The organism is Cupriavidus sp. FW305-27, assembly GCF_058787995.1.
Genome location: NZ_JBYTAG010000036.1, coordinates 55,660 through 71,942 on the forward strand (window position 1 = coordinate 55,660; position 16,283 = coordinate 71,942).

General features: G+C 68.4%; 15 protein-coding genes. 7 read left to right on the plus strand and 8 right to left on the minus strand.

Translation table 11 applies throughout. The annotated features are described in order from the left end of the window. Positions 1 to 11 precede the first annotated feature (11 nt). A complete protein-coding gene (locus AC3WRI_RS18390) occupies positions 12 to 2,717 on the minus strand; it encodes a winged helix-turn-helix domain-containing protein (RefSeq protein ID WP_492293758.1) in 2,706 nt (901 codons plus the stop codon). 332 nt (positions 2,718 to 3,049) lie between these two features. On the opposite strand from AC3WRI_RS18390, the gene AC3WRI_RS18395 reads away from it, so the two are divergent. Continuing rightward, positions 3,050 to 4,054 (plus strand): Bug family tripartite tricarboxylate transporter substrate binding protein, encoded by a 1,005-nt coding sequence (locus AC3WRI_RS18395; RefSeq protein WP_492293760.1) that lies wholly within the window; start codon positions 3,050 to 3,052, stop codon positions 4,052 to 4,054. Between the two features lie 65 nt (positions 4,055 to 4,119). Here AC3WRI_RS18395 and AC3WRI_RS18400 read toward each other — a convergent pair whose 3' ends face one another. From AC3WRI_RS18400 to AC3WRI_RS18425, 6 genes are all read right to left on the minus strand, one after another. Further along, entirely contained in the window at positions 4,120 to 4,467 is a 348-nt protein-coding gene (locus AC3WRI_RS18400) for a hypothetical protein (protein ID WP_011616821.1), read from the minus strand. Positions 4,468 to 4,642: 175 nt separating this feature from the next. Further along, the gene (serA, locus tag AC3WRI_RS18405) at positions 4,643 to 5,860 is read right to left on the minus strand and encodes a phosphoglycerate dehydrogenase (protein ID WP_011616822.1); all 1,218 of its coding nucleotides are present in this window, start codon (positions 5,858 to 5,860) and stop codon (positions 4,643 to 4,645) included. A 110-nt stretch (positions 5,861 to 5,970) separates the two neighbouring features. Then, a complete protein-coding gene (locus AC3WRI_RS18410; protein ID WP_010813487.1) occupies positions 5,971 to 6,504 on the minus strand; it encodes a hypothetical protein in 534 nt (177 codons plus the stop codon). Between the two features lie 125 nt (positions 6,505 to 6,629). Then, positions 6,630 to 6,824, minus strand: a complete 195-nt coding sequence (locus AC3WRI_RS18415) for a lipoprotein (RefSeq protein ID WP_010813486.1) — start codon at positions 6,822 to 6,824, stop codon at positions 6,630 to 6,632. A 109-nt stretch (positions 6,825 to 6,933) separates the two neighbouring features. Further along, entirely contained in the window at positions 6,934 to 7,602 is a 669-nt protein-coding gene (locus AC3WRI_RS18420) for a Vgb family protein (RefSeq protein ID WP_010813485.1), read from the minus strand. A gap of 34 nt (positions 7,603 to 7,636) precedes the next feature. Further along, positions 7,637 to 8,857 (minus strand): hypothetical protein, encoded by a 1,221-nt coding sequence (locus tag AC3WRI_RS18425; protein ID WP_010813484.1) that lies wholly within the window; start codon positions 8,855 to 8,857, stop codon positions 7,637 to 7,639. A gap of 98 nt (positions 8,858 to 8,955) precedes the next feature. On the opposite strand from AC3WRI_RS18425, the gene AC3WRI_RS18430 reads away from it, so the two are divergent. Beyond that, the gene (locus AC3WRI_RS18430; protein WP_010813483.1) at positions 8,956 to 9,732 is read left to right on the plus strand and encodes a DUF899 domain-containing protein; all 777 of its coding nucleotides are present in this window, start codon (positions 8,956 to 8,958) and stop codon (positions 9,730 to 9,732) included. Positions 9,733 to 9,740: 8 nt separating this feature from the next. After that, a complete protein-coding gene (locus AC3WRI_RS18435; protein WP_010813482.1) occupies positions 9,741 to 10,577 on the plus strand; it encodes a DUF2182 domain-containing protein in 837 nt (278 codons plus the stop codon). Positions 10,578 to 10,749: 172 nt separating this feature from the next. Here the strand turns inward: AC3WRI_RS18435 and AC3WRI_RS18440 are convergent, their stop codons facing one another. Further along, on the minus strand, positions 10,750 to 11,616 hold the full coding sequence (locus AC3WRI_RS18440; protein ID WP_010813481.1) for a LysR substrate-binding domain-containing protein: 867 nt from the start codon (positions 11,614 to 11,616) through the stop codon (positions 10,750 to 10,752). 244 nt (positions 11,617 to 11,860) lie between these two features. On the opposite strand from AC3WRI_RS18440, the gene psrA reads away from it, so the two are divergent. The 4 genes from psrA to AC3WRI_RS18460 form a co-directional block, all read left to right on the plus strand. Continuing rightward, the gene (gene psrA, locus AC3WRI_RS18445; protein WP_439669797.1) at positions 11,861 to 12,952 is read left to right on the plus strand and encodes an iron-containing alcohol dehydrogenase PsrA; all 1,092 of its coding nucleotides are present in this window, start codon (positions 11,861 to 11,863) and stop codon (positions 12,950 to 12,952) included. 79 nt (positions 12,953 to 13,031) lie between these two features. Next, positions 13,032 to 14,336 carry an MFS transporter gene (locus tag AC3WRI_RS18450; protein WP_492293762.1) on the plus strand — a complete coding sequence of 435 codons (1,305 nt, stop codon included), beginning with the start codon at positions 13,032 to 13,034 and terminating at the stop codon, positions 14,334 to 14,336. Positions 14,337 to 14,421: 85 nt separating this feature from the next. After that, positions 14,422 to 15,867: a phosphonoacetaldehyde dehydrogenase gene (gene phnY / locus AC3WRI_RS18455; protein WP_010813478.1), complete on the plus strand. Its 1,446-nt coding sequence runs from the start codon at positions 14,422 to 14,424 to the stop codon at positions 15,865 to 15,867. Positions 15,868 to 16,071: 204 nt separating this feature from the next. Further along, positions 16,072 to 16,283, plus strand: a 212-nt coding sequence (locus AC3WRI_RS18460) for an acetyl-coenzyme A synthetase N-terminal domain-containing protein (RefSeq protein ID WP_492293764.1), incomplete at its 3' end; no start/stop codon positions are given.

Below are 16,283 nucleotides of genomic sequence, written 5' to 3' on the forward strand. Positions count from 1 at the left end.
CGCGCAGTGGCTCACGGGATCAGGCCGCGCGCGCGCCCCAGAGCCACCGCTTCCGTACGGCTTTGCGCGCCCAGCTTGGCATGGATGCGGCGCAGGTGCGACTTGACGGTCAGCTCGGACAGGAACAGCTTCTGCGCGATCACCCGATTGCGGTAACCCGCGGACAGCATGCGCAGCACTTCCAGTTCGCGCCCGGTCAGCGGGTCGGGCTGGTGCGCCGGTTCCGCCGGCGGTTCTGCGGCCGGCTTGGTCGAGCCGGCGTCGGTAAGCCGCGCGAGCAGGCTCGCGACAAAGGGCTCGGCCACGCCAAGCGCTGCTGCCTGTGCCAGATGGACACCTGCCCAGGCCCGCAGCAGCACGGCAACGCGTTCGCCTTCTTCCAGGAAGGAGCGCAGGAAGCCTTCATGGCTGGCCAGGCGCAGGGCTTCGGTCATTTCCTGCAGGGCGGCATCGCGCTGCTGCATGCCGTCGAGCGCGGTGGCGCGCAGGACGCGCAGCCGGATCAGGCGCCAGTAGCGCTGGCGTGCCAGTGCGGCGTCGATGGCGGCATCCAGTGCGGACAGCGCCGGCGCGATATTGCCGCGCGCTATGTCGAGCCGGCAGCGCGCGATGGAAGGCCGGTCGATGTCGTTGGCATGGCCGGTGGCGTCCAGCGCTTCCCAGCCGCCGTACAGGTCGGCCGCCTGCAACGCCTGCGATGCGGTTTCCAGCTTGCCTTCCAGCGTGGCGACGCGGGCCCGCTCCAGCCAGGCCGAGCACACGATGCGCGCGGTGCCGGACTGCTGTCCCAGTTGCTCCAGTTCAGCCAGGCGCTGCAGCCACTGGCCGCGGTCGCCGCGCGCCAGCGCAAGCCGCGCGCTCAGCACGTGACAGGCGATCAGCGAATCGGGCGGGCCGTTGCCCTTGCTGTAGGGCAGCGCATTGGCCAGCAGGCGCCCGGCCTCTTCCAGCGCATCGTGCTCATACAGCGCCAGTGCCCAGAACACGTCGCTGCCCGGGCTGTCGCCGGACGCGGCGCGCAGGCGCGCCAGCGCGTTGCCCAGGCGTCCCTGCACCAGGTCGATCACGCCCTCCAGCGTGTCGCTGAGGCTGCGTACCGGCTGGGGCTGCTGCGCGCGCAGCGTCGCCCGCGACAGCACGCTGCGCGCTTCGTCGTAGCGGTGCGTGCAGATCAGCGCGTAGGCCAGCGAATTGGCCAGGATGCGGTACTGGAAGGGCTCGTCGGGCGCCAGGCGGCGCAGGTGCGCGCCGGCGGCATCGCGGCAGGCCTCGACCTGGTCGGTCATGGCCAGCAGCACGCAGTGGATGGTCTGTGCTTCCACCCCCAGGCGCGCACGCTGGCTGTCGTCGCCGGGTTGCTCAAGTTCGGGCTGGAATGACGCCAGTGCGGCCATGGCTTCGGCGTGGCGCCGGTTGAGCAGCAGCACCCACGCGCGCGTCAGCGCCAGCGCCGGTTGCCGCGCCAGCGTTGCGGGATGGATCTGCTCGAACCAGCGCAACAGCAGGCGCACCCGGCCCGTGCCCAGCAGCGAGTCGGACTGGCTGGCAATGGCGCTGAGCGCCTCGTCATGACGGCCCGCCTGCAGCAGGTGGTCCACTGCGGGGATCGGGTAGCCGTGCTCCAGGTACCAGTGCGCGGCGGCCAGGTGCAGCGGCGCGACCCGCTCCGGCGCCTGCACGGCCAGCCGGTGCTGCAGGAAGCTGGCAAAGAGCCGATGGTAGCGGTACCACGTGCGTTCGGCATCGAGCGGGAACAGCAGCAGGTTGGCGCGTTCGAGGTGATCCAGCATCGCGCGCGCGTCGGCGCGGCCGGTGAGGGCGTCGCATAGCGGCGCGCTCAGCTGCCCCAGCACGCTGGTTTCCAGCAGGAAGGCGCGGCACGCGTCGGACTGCCGCGCCAGGATGTCCTCGGCGAGGAATTCGCCCAGCTCCAGGTGAGTGCCGGAAAACACCGCGACGAAGGCGGCGTGGTCGCTGCACTGCTGCAGCGACAGCGCGGCCAGGTATATCGCGGTGGCCCAGCCTTCGGTGCGGCGATGCAGCGTGGCGATGTCGCTGTCGCGCAGCGGCAGGCCGCAGCGGCTGCGCAGCAGCTGCGCGGCCTCGTCGACGGAAAAATGCAGGGCGGCGGGCGGGATCTCCAGCAACTGCCCGCGCGCGCGCAGCCGGCCCAGGCCGATTTCCGGCGCGGTGCGCGAGCCGATCACCAGCATGCCGCAGGGCGGCATCGCCTCGATCAGCTGCTGCACCAGGTCCAGCGCCGGCAGGCTCTGCAAGGTCTCGAAATCATCCAGCATGATCGCGAACGGCTGCGCCGCGGCGCCCACCAGCCCCAGGATGCGCTGCGCCAGGCGCGGTCCGCTGGCCGGCTCCGGCGCTGCCGCGCCGCGCCGCTTGCCGCCGCGCAGCGCGTCCAGGCCGGCGTCCAGGTGGACCAGCAGCCGTTGCAGGTCATTGTCGCCCGCATCCAGGCGCAGCCACACCGTGGCTTGCTGCTGCGCTGCGCAATGCTCCGCGTATTGCTGCATCAGCGTGGTCTTGCCAAAGCCGGCCGCGGCCCGCACCAGGATCACGCGCGCGGCGCGGTCCTGCGCCATGCGCGCGACCAGGTGCGGCCGGCCGATCGTGGCGGGGTGCGCCACGGGGGGCGCGAGCTTGGAGGCGAGCACCGTCGGCAGCGGGCCGCCGCTCACGGCGTGGTTGGCAAAGGGATGCAATGCACTCTCCTGGGGGCGATGCCCGTCACCGCCACCCTGGCCCGCCTGTGGCAGACAAGATCATAAGTGCTGTATCGGTAATATTTTGGCGGGAGGGCATCAGGTCCGGGCGATTGTTCCACGGCCCTGAGGGTTGCGTCCTAGTTCGTTTGGACGATTCTGCCGGCTTGCCGAATTTCCTCCCTTCGATGGACGACAGCGGTGCCCGAGCCTCCTACATTGACCCGCACGCGCTCCCGGCAGCGGCCCGCAGAGGCTGGCCGGGTATGACACGGCAGGATGCCGGCACGGCACGAGGCCGGCTGCCGGAGACGAGACACAGGAGACAAGGTATGCAGCAAGGCAGGCGCAGGGTTCTGCAGCAAATGGGTCTGGGCGTCGCGGGTGCGGCGCTGGCAGGGGTTGGGCTGGGTGCGCGCGCGCAGGGTGGTGCGGGGGTGGATTTCCCGGCACGCACGGTGCGCATCGTGATGCCATACGCCGCGGGCGGGACCGGCGACGTGGTCGCGCGCATGGTCGCGGACGGCCTGGCCAAGGCATGGGGCAAGGCCGTGGTGGTGGACAACCGGCCGGGTGCCGGCGGCATGATCGGCGCGGACATGGTGGCCAAGGCAGAGCCGGACGGCTATACGCTGTTGTTCGCGCTGACCGGCCTGGTCCAGGCGCCGCTGCTGTACAGCAAGGCCAACTACAACGCAGTGCGTGACTTCGCGCCGATCTCTGAGCTGGCGACCTCCAACCTGGCGCTGGTGGTGCAGCCCGACGTGCCGGCGGCCAACGTGAAGCAACTGATCGACTACATCCGCAAGCTGGGCAAGCCGCTGCCGTATGGCAGCTACGGGCTGGGTTCCAGCGGGCATCTGCAGATGGAGGTCTTCGGCCGCAACGCCAGGGTTGAACTGACCCACGTGCCCTACAAGGGCGAGGGCCCGCTGGTCAACGACCTGCTTGGCGGACAACTGCCCGCCGGCATCGTGGCCGCGGTCACCGCGCGCACGCATGCGCGCGCCGGCAAGCTCAAGGTGGTCGCCGTGGCCGGGCAGTCGCGCTCGCCGCTGCTGCCGGAGGTGCCGACCTTCCGGGAGGCGGGCGTGCCCGGGCTGGAGCGCCAGGGCTGGCTGGGCCTGTTCGCGCCGGCGGCGACGCCGCGCGCCGTGGTCGACAAGGTGTCTGCCGACGTCAACCGCGTGCTGGCCAACCCCGAGCTGCACACACGGCTGGTCGATCTCGGCATCATCGTCAAGGGAAGCTCGCCCGCGGCCTTTGCCGATGTCGTGAAGGTGGAGCAGACCTACTGGGCTGAAGCGATCCGGGCGTCCAATATCCGCCTGGACTGACGCGGCCCCGGCAGGGCATGGCGGCAGGCAGGGCCGGCTGGTGCGGGCGCCTGCCTGCCGCGCGTTTACTGGTAGGTCACTACCACCACGTACGCGTCCGGCGTGCCGCGTTGCCCGGCACGGGCGGGCTCGACGTCCAGCCTTGCCACGCCGATGCGGGCTTGCCCGGTCATCCGGGCAGGCGACAACGGCAACGGCGCCGAGACGATCTGCCCCGACGGCTGCTGGCAGCTCGCCTGCAACTGTCCGGCGGACGGACGGAAGCCGCAGGACGGGTACGAGATTCCCCCAAGGAACGTAATGGTGCCGGTATGCGCGGCAGCGGTGCCGATACCCGCGGCTGCCAGAACGCCCACTGCGACCAGCCGGCCGGCAACGCCGGCGGCCTTCCTGCTGAGTTCGACCGTTTTCATGACTACCCCTCTCTCTTATTGTCAGCGTGGCGCCGAGACAGGGCGCCTCTGAGAACCGGCACAGTGCAGGCCCACGGATCCGCGCGTGGGCCATATTCATCATAGCGACGGTTTCAGAACATTCTTAAGAGTTATGACACTTCTGTGACAATTGAGCCTGGGGACGGCCGCTGCCCTATCGCAGGATCAGCCGCGAGCGGGCAAAGCCTGCATGGGTGCGCAGCGCCTGCATCAGCTGGTCTGACGGCACGCGGTCGAGGTCGGTGACCACATAGCCGGTGTGGCCGCGCGTCTGCAGGTGCTGGCCGGTGATATTCACGCCTTCCTGCGCCAGCAGCGTGTTCAGTGCCGCCAGGGCGCCCGGCGCGTTGCCGTGCACATTGAGCAGCCGCGCCGGCGCGTGCAGCGGGCCGGGATCGACCTCGGGGAAGTTGACGGCGCCGATGGTGCCGCCGGTGGCCAGGAAGTGCGCCAGCTTGGCCGCCACTTCGGTGCCGATATTCTCCTGCGCCTCTTCGGTGCTGCCGCCCACGTGCGGGGTCAGCAGTACGTTGGGCATGTTCTGCAGTTCGCTGACGAAAGGATCGTTGTTGGTCTTCGGCTCCTCCGGGAACACGTCGATGGCGGCGCCGCCCAGGCGCTTCTCGCGCAGCGCCGCGGCCAGCGCGGCGATGTCCACCACGCTGCCGCGCGAGGCATTGATCAGGATCGCGCCCGGCTTGCAGGCGGCCAGGATGCGCGCATCGATCATATTGCGCGTGCGCGGCGTGGCTGGCACATGCAGGGTCACCACTTCGGCCTGCGACACCGCCTCTTCCAGCGATCCCGCGGCGCGCGCGGAACCGTGCGAGAGCCGCGCCAGCACGTCGTAGTAGACCACGCGCATGCCCATCGATTCGGCCAGCACGCCCACCTGCGAGCCGATATTGCCGTAGCCGACGATGGCGATGGTCTTGCCGCGCGCCTCGAACGCGCCGGCGGCGCCCTTGGCCCACTTGCCGGCGTGTGCCAGGGTGTTCTTCTCCGGAATCCGGCGCAGCAGCATCACCGCTTCCGACACCACCAGCTCGGCCACCGAGCGGGTGTTGGAGAAGGGCGCGTTGAACACCGGGATCCCGGCCGTGGTGGCGGCTTCCAGGTCCACCTGCGAGGTGCCGATGCAGAAGCAGCCAATCGAGAGCAGCTCGGGCGCGCTGCGGATGTCGTCGGCGCGCAGGTGGGTGGCAGAGCGGATGCCGACCACGTCGTGGCTGGCCAGCACCTGGCGCAGTTCGGCACCGGCCAGGGCGCCGGTGCGGCGCTCGACCTGCAGGCCGGCTTCAGCCAGCCGGGCATTGGCGCTCTGGTGGATGTTCTCGAGCAGGATCGCAGTGGTCACGTTTGTTTTCCGCATGGAGGGTTGGCGGCGCTTGCCGCATCGCCACCATTCTGCGCGCAAAAAAGCCCGTGGACCGGGGAGTCCCTGCTGCCGGCAATGGCACCGGCTGCCTCGCTGGCGTCGCTTCAGCGCGAGTGGCGCGCGTCGCCGCCGAGCGGGTCGACGATGATCATGGTCTGGCGCAGCACGCCGGCATCATCGAAGTAGCAGCTGAAATGCGCGGTCTGCAAGCCATCCTTGTACATGCGCCAGGACCAGGCTTCACGCTTCATCAGGGGGTAGTACTGGATGGGCTCGCGCGGCAGGCCAAAGTGCTCCTGCACGTCCTTCTTGGTCCAGGTCCCGACCTGGGCGCGGTAGATCTCCGTCTCGGTCAGCATCTGGCGATAGTTGGTGAGCTTGCCGCCGGCGTCGAAATCGGCGGCATAGACCTGATGGCCAAGGGGCTGGCGCGACCAGATCCAGCGGCTGGTGCCGTCGGCGAGGCGGTAGGTCTCGGTGGGGGATCCGAATGTGCTGCGTACGGCACTTTCCGGGCTGCCGATCATTTGCTTGCCGGTCTGTTCCGGCTGCAAGGTCGCACAGGCTCCGAGCGAGCCGAGCACGACAGCGGCGACGCACAGTTCGCCGATACACCGGGATGGCGTGCGTGATTGCATGGCGCTCTCCTGCGGACGAGATGCCCGCATCCGGCCATTCTCCGTCCGCCAGGCCGGCCCGTGCAACACCGGCTGGTGCCGGGGGCAGGCGGGGCCGGCCGGTCAGTGCGGCGCCGGGCGCTGGCTCAGCAGCGGCCTTTCTTGGCTTGTCCCGGCGGGCAGAAGGACTCGTTGCCGTACGGGTCGACGCGGCAGTTGCCCTTCTTTGCCTGCCCCGGCGGGCAGCCCTGGGGGCCGCTGCCGTAGGTGTCATAAGGGGCTACCACGCAGCCACCCAGCAGTGCGCTGCAGGCGACCAGAAGGGCCAGAGCGGATTTCATCGCATTCTCCTTGTTGTGGGGGATTCCGTTTGCGACAGGAGAATAGATGGTGGCAGCGCCTTTGTCTGTAAGGAATAGTGAAAACGAGTCCGCTCAGGGTGAATGCCGGCTACTTGCCCGCGCCGCCGGCGGGGCGCTTCCCGGCTGGCCGGGGCCGGCGCACCGCACGGATCTTGCCGCTGTTGCCGCCGCCGCAGAAGAACTGGTCGCCGCCATCGGACTCCAGCCCCGACACGCTCGCGCCGGCCGGCATGGTGACCGATTCCAGCACCGCGCCCGATTGCGGGTCGATGTGCCGCAGCTCGCTCTGGTCACCTTCCCAGGTGCCGTGCCAGAGTTCGGCATCGACCCAGGTGACGCCGGTGACAAAGCGGTCGGACGTGATGGTGCGCAGGATCGCACCGGTCTGCGGATCGACCTGGTGGATCTTCCGCTCCCGGTACTGGCCCACCCACAACGTGCCTTCGGCCCAGGCAAGCCCCGAGTCGCCGCCGCCGCCCGGCGCGGGGATCGTGGCCAGCACGCGGCCGCTTTGCGGATCGATCTTCTGGATCCGGTCCTCGGCAATCTGGTACAGGTGCTGGCCGTCGAAAGCAGTACCGGCATGGGCGGCGACATCGAGCGAGCGCAGCGTCCTGCCGGTGACCGGGTCCAGGGCATTGAGCTTGTCTCCGCTGGCAAACCAGACCCGCTGGCCGTCATAGCTGACACCGTGGACGTTCTCGACGCCGGGGAAGGGACCATACTCGCGAAGCACTTCGGCTTGTGATCGTTTCATGCTGTCATCCTTTTGGTTTGGGGATGGCTACATGCTAGTCAACCGGCAGCGGCGAGGGGAGTAACAAGGTCGTCGTGAATCCCGGCACCGGCGGCGTCATCCAGCGGCGCGCACGCCCGTGGCCAAGGGACTGGATCTTGCCGGCTGCCGCCAGCGTTTCCAGTGCCCGCTGCACCGAGCGCTGGCTGGCGCCCAGCGCCAGCGCGAGAGCGGAGCTGGACCATGACTCGCCATCGGCCAGCAAGGCGAGCACTGCCGCGTGCTTCTCTTCCACCGGCCGCGCCAGCACCACCACCTCGCGCGCGCGGTGCGGCACCAGCGCGAAGCCGCGCCCGCTTGCCGTGACGCCGGCAAATGCGCCAAGCACCGCGCGCAGCCGCCCGATCTCGACACGCAGCCGCGCGCGGTGCGATGCATCGGCGTGCCTGGTGCGGAAGGCGTGCGCGATCAGCGTGTCCCGGGGCACGTCGGCGGGCCAGGCCTCGGCCAGCGCGCGCGCCAGCGTGAACAACACCGGCCGCCTGGCGAGCGGGACCGTGGTGCCTGCGCAGCGCACGGCATAGCGGCACGCGTCCACGACCAGCGCTTTCGATGCCAGCAGCGCTTCGACTTCCTCAAGCAGCAGCGGCCGTTCCTCGCCGCGCGCGATGCGGCGTGCCGCGGGGCTGTGCAGCGCCTGGGCCGCGCTTTCGACCTCGGCGCGCAAGGATGGAATGCCGGCGCGCTGCGCCGCGTGCGCGGCCTGTGCCAGCGCGGTGCGCGCCGGCCGGGTCTGCACGCGCCGCATCGCGATGCCCGCCACGATCAGGGCATGGGTTGTGCGCAATGCGGGCGGGAAGGGAGTGGGGTCAAGCCCGGCAAGCGCCTGCTCGGCGTCGTCGATGCGGCCGATCAGCAGCAGCCGCCGGATCGCGAGATACCGCGCATGGGCGGCGTTGACCCAGTCGCCGTGCGCTTCAAGGGTGGCGCGCGCACGGTCCAGCGTCTTTGCCGGCCAGCCCAGGTCGCGCGAGGCAAAGGCGATTTCCGTTTCGGCCACCACGCACCTGGCGCGCGCTACGGCTTCGCGCGGACCGAAGGCGCGCGCCGCGCTGCGCAACAGTGCCCGGGCGCGGATAAAGTCGCCCAGTTGCGCCATGGCGATGCCGCGCAACGCCAGCGCCGGCGGATCGTCGCGCAGGGCAACCCGGTTCAGCGCGCCAAGCGGATCACCCGCGGCAAGCGCGAGCGCCGCGGCGGCAATGCGTGAGTCCATCCGAATCCCGCCAGAAATCCCGCCACACTTGTCACTCCCACCGTTGGAAGCCGGCGCCTAATCTAGCACACGAACACCAACCAACGGAGGGATGCACGATGACCACACACAGCACCGGAACCCGTGAAGCATGGCTGGCCGCGCGGCGTGAACTGCTCGAGGCCGAGAAGGATCTCACCCGACGCAGCGATGAACTGGCACGGCAGCGCCAGGCCTTGCCGTGGGTTCGAATCGACAAGCCCTACCGGTTCGAGACCGCGGCGGGCAGCGCCTCGCTGGCAGACTTGTTCCAGGGACGTTCGCAACTGCTGGTCTACCACTTCATGTTCGGCCCGGACTACCAGGCAGGGTGCCCGTCCTGCTCCGCGATTGCGGACGGGTTTGACGGCTTTGCCGTCCACCTGGCGCATCACGACGTCACGCTGGCCGCGGTGTCGCGGGCACCGTTGGCGAAATTGCAGGCGTACCAGCGGCGCATGGGCTGGACCTTCCCGTGGGCATCGTCGCAGGGCAGCGACTTCAACACGGACTTCAACGTCTGGTTCAGCGAAGCGCAACAACGCCAGGGCGATATCGACTACAACTACCGGCGCGAGGCGGCATTCGCCTGGCGACCTGAACTGGAGGCCGGCGGCGCAGCGGCCGAGGCCCAGTTTGCTGCCATGTGCGGCACCGATGCCGCAACGTACCAGCGCGACCGACCGGGCATGAGCGCCTTCGCGCTGGAAGATGGCGTTGTGTACCACACCTATTCCACCTATGCGCGCGGGCTGGATGGCCTGTGGGGCATGTACCAGTGGCTGGATCGCGCACCGCGCGGACGCAACGAGGCCGGGGTCTGGTGGCGCCGGCACGATGAATACGAGCAGGGCTGAGGCATTCCATGTCCATCGTACTCACCACGCACAGGCTGGCGCGCTCACGCGGCGCCGGCCCGCGCCTTGCCTTCTTTGGCATCGTGGCCGTGCTATTCATCGCCGGCGGGGCGGCGACACTCGCCTGGCATGCATCCATGCCGGCGATGAGCGCGATGCCGATGCCCGGCGGCTGGACCATGTCGATGGCGTGGATGCGGATGTGCGGCCAGACCTGGGCCCGCACGGCAATGGCCTTCCTCGGCATGTGGATCGCCATGATGGTGCCGATGATGCTGCCCTCACTGGCACCGATGCTGTGGCGCTACCGCCAGGCCCTGGCGACGGCAGGGCAGGTGCGCCCGGGCATGTCGACGGTATTGGCGGGCGCCGGCTACTTCTTCGTGTGGGGCATGGTGGGCCTCGCCGTTTTCCCGGTTGGCGCTGCGCTGGCGGCGATAGCCGTGCAGGCGCAGGGCCTGGCGCGCGCGGTTCCGCTCGCCACGGCGGTGGTCTTGGTGATGGCAGGCGTGCTGCAGTTCACCCCGTGGAAAGCACGGCAGCTTGCCTGCTGCACCAACGCAGCGGGCCGCACGCGCGCACTGCCGGCGGATGCCGGCTTGGCGTGGCGCCATGGCCTGCGGCTGGGCCTGCACTGCACCCGGTGCTGTGCGGGCCTGACCGCGGCATTGCTCGTCATGGGCGTGATGGACCTGCGCGTGATGGCAGCGGTGATGTTGGCGATGACGCTCGAACGATGGATGCCGGCAGGTGCGCGCGTGGCCAGGCTTGCGGTACGGCTTACCGGGGCCGTCCTGGTCGGCGTGGGCGTGGCTACGCTTGTGCAGGCAGGTTGGGGCGGATGACGGCGGGGTACTAGTGTCCTGTTCCGCAGATACCTTGCCATGAAATCGCCCAGTTGGCCGCCATGCGTCGCTGCTCGTCGTTGCCATAGCTACGGCTATGGCGCCTCCTCGCGCCTAGCCTGACGACCAACTGGACGATTTCACGTTGGCAAGCTATCTGCGGAACAGGACACTAGCCCAGCGCGACCGCGAACAGCGCCGCAATCAGCGGCCGCTCCTTGCGCACCTCCAGGCAGCACAGCGAGTAATCGATCGACAGCAGCGGCTCGTCGACCGGCACCACCTGCAGGCCCGGCAGCGGGATGCATTCGATCTGCGTGACGAAGCTGATGCCCATGCCATTGGCCACTGCATGCAGGATGGCCTCGCGGCTGTTGATCTCCATCACGCAGTTCAGCGCCACGCCATGCTGTGCGCACGCGCGTTCAACCCGGAGCCGGGTCTTCGAGCCCGGCTCGCGCAGGATCACGGCTTCGCCGGCGACCTCCTGCACCGTGATCGAAGCGCGCGCGGCCAGCGGATGGCCGGCCGGCATCACGGCAACGATGCGCTCTCTCCGATACGGCGCGATATGCAGGCCATCGACCGGATCGGGCTCGGCCAGGATGCCGACGTCGATATCGAAATCCTGCAGGCCGCGCAGCACCGAGGCTTCCGAGCCGATGGTGACCGTCAGTTCCAGCGAAGCATGGGTGGAACGGAAACTACGCGCCAGCCCCAGCGCGATCGGCGGCGACACCGCGCCCACGCGCACCAGCCCGGTCTTGAGCTTGTGCGCGCTCTGCAGGAACTGCATGGCCTCTGCTTCCTGCCCGAACAAGCCCTGGGTGATGGCGTAGAGCCGCTCGCCGGTGTCGGTCAGGCGCACGGTGCGGCCTGCGCGCAGGAACAGCTCCACGCCGAAGCGCGTCTCCAGCGCCTTGACCTGGTCGGTCACGGTCGGCTGCCCGATATGCAGGTATTGCGCCGCGGCAGTGAAGCCGCCCGTCCGGGCGACCGCATGGAAGCAGCGGATCGACTTGTAGTACTGGTGGAACATGGGGTCTCGATGGGAGCTGGCCGCCGTTCTGCGCGGCGTGTGCGGCGAGTCTCCCACAGACGCGTGCCGTTGCGTACAGGGTTTCCCCGAGGCCGGCAGCGTGCCGGCGATCCATCGGTTTTGGCGCACCTCGCCGTCAAAGATGCGATTGGACCGGGGGTTTGGCGTCTCCCAAACTTCAGCCACCAGGAAACGCGGCTCAAGCCGCCGCCCAGGCTACCCAGAAAAGAAGTGAGGAGACCCCATGAACCATGCCTACCACAACCCCGTGTCGATCCATTGCGGGGCTGGCAGCCTTGACCGGCTCCCGGCCCTGCTGCACGGCCGGCGCGTCGTCGTCGTGACCTTTCCCGAAGCGCGTGCGCTGGGACTGGTGGCGCGGCTTGAAGCCCTGCTGGGCGCAGACCTTGCCGGGCTGATCGAAGACGTGCAGCCGAACCCGGATGTCGCCCAGTTGTCCGGCCTGTACAACCGCTTCTGGGAAGACGCCGACGCCTGCGACGCCATCGTTGCGGTCGGTGGCGGCAGCGCGATCGATACCGCCAAGGCGTTGATGGTAGGGACCAGGTCGGGCCGGTTCGATTCGCTGATCAGCCTGCTGGCGACCGGCAAGGCGTTCACGCCGGCGCAGGTCAAGCCGCTGATCGCGGTGCCGACGACTGCCGGCACCGGCAGCGAAGTGACGCCCTGGGCCACCATCTGGGACGCCGCGAACCAGAAGAAGTACTCGCTTCATCTGCAGGCAACCTGGCCCGAAGCGGCCATCGTGGATGCGGAGCTGATGATGTCGGTGCCGCGGGGCACCACGATCTCCACCGGGCTCGATGCCCTGTCCCACGCGCTGGAATCGATCTGGAACGTCAACGCCAACCCGGTTTCCGACACCTTCGCGATTTCGGCGGTGGAGGACATCTTCGACACCTTGCCGGAACTGGTGCGCAACCTGGACGACATTGGCCTGCGTGAGCGCATGGCGCTGGCCGCCCTCAAGGCCGGACTGGCGTTCTCCAATACCAAGACGGCACTTGCGCACTCCATCTCCTACGAAATGACGCTGCGCCATGGCCTGCCGCACGGCATCGCGTGCTCGTTCACGCTGCCGATGGTGCTTGAAAAGGCGTGGGCACGCCGGCCCGACCGCGACCGCACGCTGCAGCGGCTGTTCGGGCCGGTGCTGGGCGACGGGCAGCAGCGGCTGCGCGCCTTCCTGCAGGACCTGGGCGTGAAGACCGAGTTTGCCGACTACGGCGTCTCCGACGACGAGGCCGGCGCCATGATCGCGCGTGCGCTGGACGGCGCCCGGGGCAAGAACTTCATCGGCGCTGTGCCGGCCTAGTAGCACGACCCCCGGCCGACGGGTGCAGCCGGCCAACACGAGCCCGCAATACGGGCCGACAATACAAGAGGAGACAAAAATGGAAACTGCCGATCGCATCCAGGCAGGGGCGTTCGTCGCTCCGGCCGAGCATTCGTTCCGGCGCGCCCAGTGGCGCATGCTGCTGGCCGCGATGTTCTGCTACTTCTTCTTCTACACGGGGCGGCAGACCTTTGGCTTCGCCATTCCCGGCATCCAGCAGGAATTCGGGCTTTCCAAGGAAGCGCTGGGCTGGGCCTCCACCTGCCTGCTGTGGTGCTACGCCATCGGGCAGGCCATCAACGGCAACCTGGGTGACAAGTTCGGCGGCCGCCGCGTGATGACCGCCGGCGCGATCCTGTCGTGCGCGGCCAACTGGGTGGTCAGCTTCGCCGTCGGCTTCAAGAGCCTGGCGATTCCCTGGGGCATCAACGGCTACTTCCAGGCCCTTGGCTGGGCGCCCGGCAGCCGGCTGCTGTCGAACTGGTGGGGCGCCGAAGAGCGCGGCAAAGTCTACGGCTTCTACGTGTTCGCGGCCGGCTGCGCCTCGGTGCTGTCGTTCGTCACCTCGATCGTGGTCGTGAATATCCTGCACCTGGACTGGCGCTGGATCTTCCGCCTGCCGGTGCTGCTGATGCTGGTTGGCGGCATCACCTTCTTCCTGATCGTGCGCGAGCGGCCGGAAGACCTTGGCTTCAAGTCGCCCGATACCGGCGTTGCCAAGGCCGAGGGTGCGGAGAAGGCCACCGCAGTCGAGACCGATGCCGGCGAAAGCTCCTGGTCGCGCTACAAGGCCGTGCTGCGCAACCCGCGGCTTCTGATCGCGGGCCTGTCGATCGGTTTCCAGAATGCCGCGCGCTATGGCCTGATCGTCTGGGTGCCGGTCCACTTCCTGGGCAAGAACTGGAAGAGCGCCGAGACCCTGATCGACCCGGCCTGGATCTCGGTGGCGCTGCCGGTGGGCATGGCCTTCGGCGCGCTGTCCAACGGCTGGATTTCCGACCGCCTGTTCGGCTCCAGCCGCAGCAAGGCCATCATGCTCTACATGGTGCTGGGTGCGATTGCCTCGATGATCATGTACCAGCTGCCCACGGGCATGGGCGCGATCGTCGCGCTGTTCCTTGCCGGCTTCTTCGTGTACGGCCCCGCCTCGTCCTTCTGGGCGCTGTGCCCGGACCTGGTCGGCGCCAAGCGGGCCGGCACCGCCACCGGTATCCTGAACTTCTTCTCGTACCTGCTCGCAGGCCTGGGCGAACCCCTGATCGGCCGCATCCTGGACCAGTCCGGCAATACCTCGCTGGTGTTCCCGATCGTGGCAACCAGCTGCATCATCAGCGCCGTGATCGCGGCCTTCATCCGCCGCTGAGCGCGCCGGGCCGGCGCCTTGCCGGCCCGCCCGCGACGGCTGCATCTCCTTCCACACACTGCTCAAGACCCGAGAGGGCAAGCTCATGACCGCATTGCAAGCCATTGCCGAAATCCGCCACGAAGCGCTGCGCATCGCCGGCGAGAAGATCTACCGCGAAGACGTGATCGAGGTGACCTATCCGTACACCGGCGAAGTCATCGCCACCGTGCCGAAGGCCACGCTCGACGAAGTGCGCCGCGCCTACCGCATCGCGCGCGACTACCAGCCCACGCTGACGCGCTATGAACGCTACAAGATCCTGATGCGCGCGGGCGAGATCATCGCCTCGCGCCTGGACGAGATCTCGCGCACCATCACGCTGGAATCCGGCCTGTGCCGCAAGGATTCGCTGTACGAGGTGGGCCGCGCCTCCGACGTGCTGCTGTTTGCCGCCAACCAGGCGCTGGTCGACGACGGCCAGGTGTTCTCGTGCGACCTGACCCACCACGGCAAGAGCCGCAAGGTCTATACGCTGCGCGAGCCGCTGCTGGGCGTGATCACCGCGATCACGCCGTTCAACCACCCGTTGAACCAGGTGATCCACAAGGTGGCGCCGGCGGTGGCCACCAACAACCGCATGGTGCTCAAGCCCAGCGAGAAGACGCCGCTGGCGGCCTACCTGCTGGCCGATATCCTGTATGAGGCCGGGCTGCCGCCGCAGATGCTGTCGGTCATCACCGGCGACCCGCGCGAGATCGCCGACGAGATGCTGACGCACCCGGATGTGGACCTGGTGACCTTCACCGGCGGCGTGCCGATCGGCAAGTACATCGCCGCCACGGCCACCTACAAGCGCCAGGTGCTGGAGCTGGGCGGCAATGACCCGATCATCGTGATGGAAGACGCCGACCTGGAAGAGGCCGCCACGCTGGCCGCCAGCGGCTCGTACAAGAACTCCGGGCAGCGCTGCACGGCGATCAAGCGCATGCTGGTGCATGAGTCGGTGGCGGACCGCTTTGTCGACCTGCTGGTGGCGAAGACCGAAGCGCTCAACTATGGCGACCCCATGGACCCGAAGGTGGACATGGGCACGGTCATCGACGAAGCCGCGGCGATCCAGTTCGAGGCGGTGGTCAATGAAGCGATTGCCGCCGGGGCCACGCTGCGCTACGGCAATATCCGCCGCGGTGCGCTGTACTCGCCGACGGTGCTCGATCATGTCGATCCCGAAATGACCGTGGCCAGGCATGAGACCTTCGGGCCGGTGTCGCCGGTGATCCGCTTCAGGGACATTGAAGATGCGATCCGCATCTCGAATGGCACTGCGTACGGGCTGTCGTCGTCGGTCTGCACCAACCGGCTCGACTACATCACGCGCTTCGTGCGGGAGCTGAAGGTCGGCAGCGTCAATGTGCGCGAGGTGCCGGGCTATCGCCTGGAGCTGACGCCGTTCGGCGGCATCAAGGATTCCGGACTGGGCTACAAGGAAGGCGTGCTGGAGGCGATGAAGAGCTTTACCAATACCAAGACGTATTCGCTGCCGTGGTAAGCGGCGGTGGCCCGTGCGCCCGGGGCGGCAGCGCAGTTCGTCCCTGCGCTGCCTGCCCCGGCGCGTAGTCTCTGCTGGTGTCTCCGGTAGCCGGGGCCAGGTGGGTTCTCCGGCACCACCACCCCGGATTTGGCCGCCTGAGCAGGCGGCTGCTTTGTTTTCAGGCGGCGCTGTCCTGCGCCGCATTCCTGTTTCCGAGCTTTCATGACAAGCATTCAATCCGTCGTGCACGAAGGGCGGATGTTCCCGCCATCCCGCCACGCCAGCGCCAAGGCCGCGATCCCCGGCATGGAGGCCTACCAGGCGCTGTGCGACGAAGCCGAGCGTGACTATGAAGGTTTCTGGGCGCGCCACGCGCGCGAGCTGCTGCACTGGACCAAGCCCTTCACCAAGGTGCTGGACCAAAGCAACGCACC

Excerpts from the sequence above, each read along its gene's own strand:
- AC3WRI_RS18420 (WP_010813485.1), bottom strand. The coding sequence starts at position 7,602 with ATGAAACGATCACAAGCCGAAGTGCTTCGCGAGTATGGTCCCTTCCCC.
- AC3WRI_RS18440 (WP_010813481.1), bottom strand. The coding sequence starts at position 11,616 with ATGTTCCACCAGTACTACAAGTCGATCCGCTGCTTCCATGCGGTCGCC.
- AC3WRI_RS18395 (WP_492293760.1), top strand. The coding sequence starts at position 3,050 with ATGCAGCAAGGCAGGCGCAGGGTTCTGCAGCAAATGGGTCTGGGCGTC.
- AC3WRI_RS18415 (WP_010813486.1), bottom strand. The coding sequence starts at position 6,824 with ATGAAATCCGCTCTGGCCCTTCTGGTCGCCTGCAGCGCACTGCTGGGT.
- AC3WRI_RS18450 (WP_492293762.1), top strand. The coding sequence starts at position 13,032 with ATGGAAACTGCCGATCGCATCCAGGCAGGGGCGTTCGTCGCTCCGGCC.
- phnY (WP_010813478.1), top strand. The coding sequence starts at position 14,422 with ATGACCGCATTGCAAGCCATTGCCGAAATCCGCCACGAAGCGCTGCGC.
- AC3WRI_RS18425 (WP_010813484.1), bottom strand. The coding sequence starts at position 8,857 with ATGGACTCACGCATTGCCGCCGCGGCGCTCGCGCTTGCCGCGGGTGAT.
- AC3WRI_RS18400 (WP_011616821.1), bottom strand. The coding sequence starts at position 4,467 with ATGAAAACGGTCGAACTCAGCAGGAAGGCCGCCGGCGTTGCCGGCCGG.
- serA (WP_011616822.1), bottom strand. The coding sequence starts at position 5,860 with ATGCGGAAAACAAACGTGACCACTGCGATCCTGCTCGAGAACATCCAC.
- AC3WRI_RS18435 (WP_010813482.1), top strand. The coding sequence starts at position 9,741 with ATGTCCATCGTACTCACCACGCACAGGCTGGCGCGCTCACGCGGCGCC.
- AC3WRI_RS18430 (WP_010813483.1), top strand. The coding sequence starts at position 8,956 with ATGACCACACACAGCACCGGAACCCGTGAAGCATGGCTGGCCGCGCGG.
- AC3WRI_RS18410 (WP_010813487.1), bottom strand. The coding sequence starts at position 6,504 with ATGCAATCACGCACGCCATCCCGGTGTATCGGCGAACTGTGCGTCGCC.
- psrA (WP_439669797.1), top strand. The coding sequence starts at position 11,861 with ATGAACCATGCCTACCACAACCCCGTGTCGATCCATTGCGGGGCTGGC.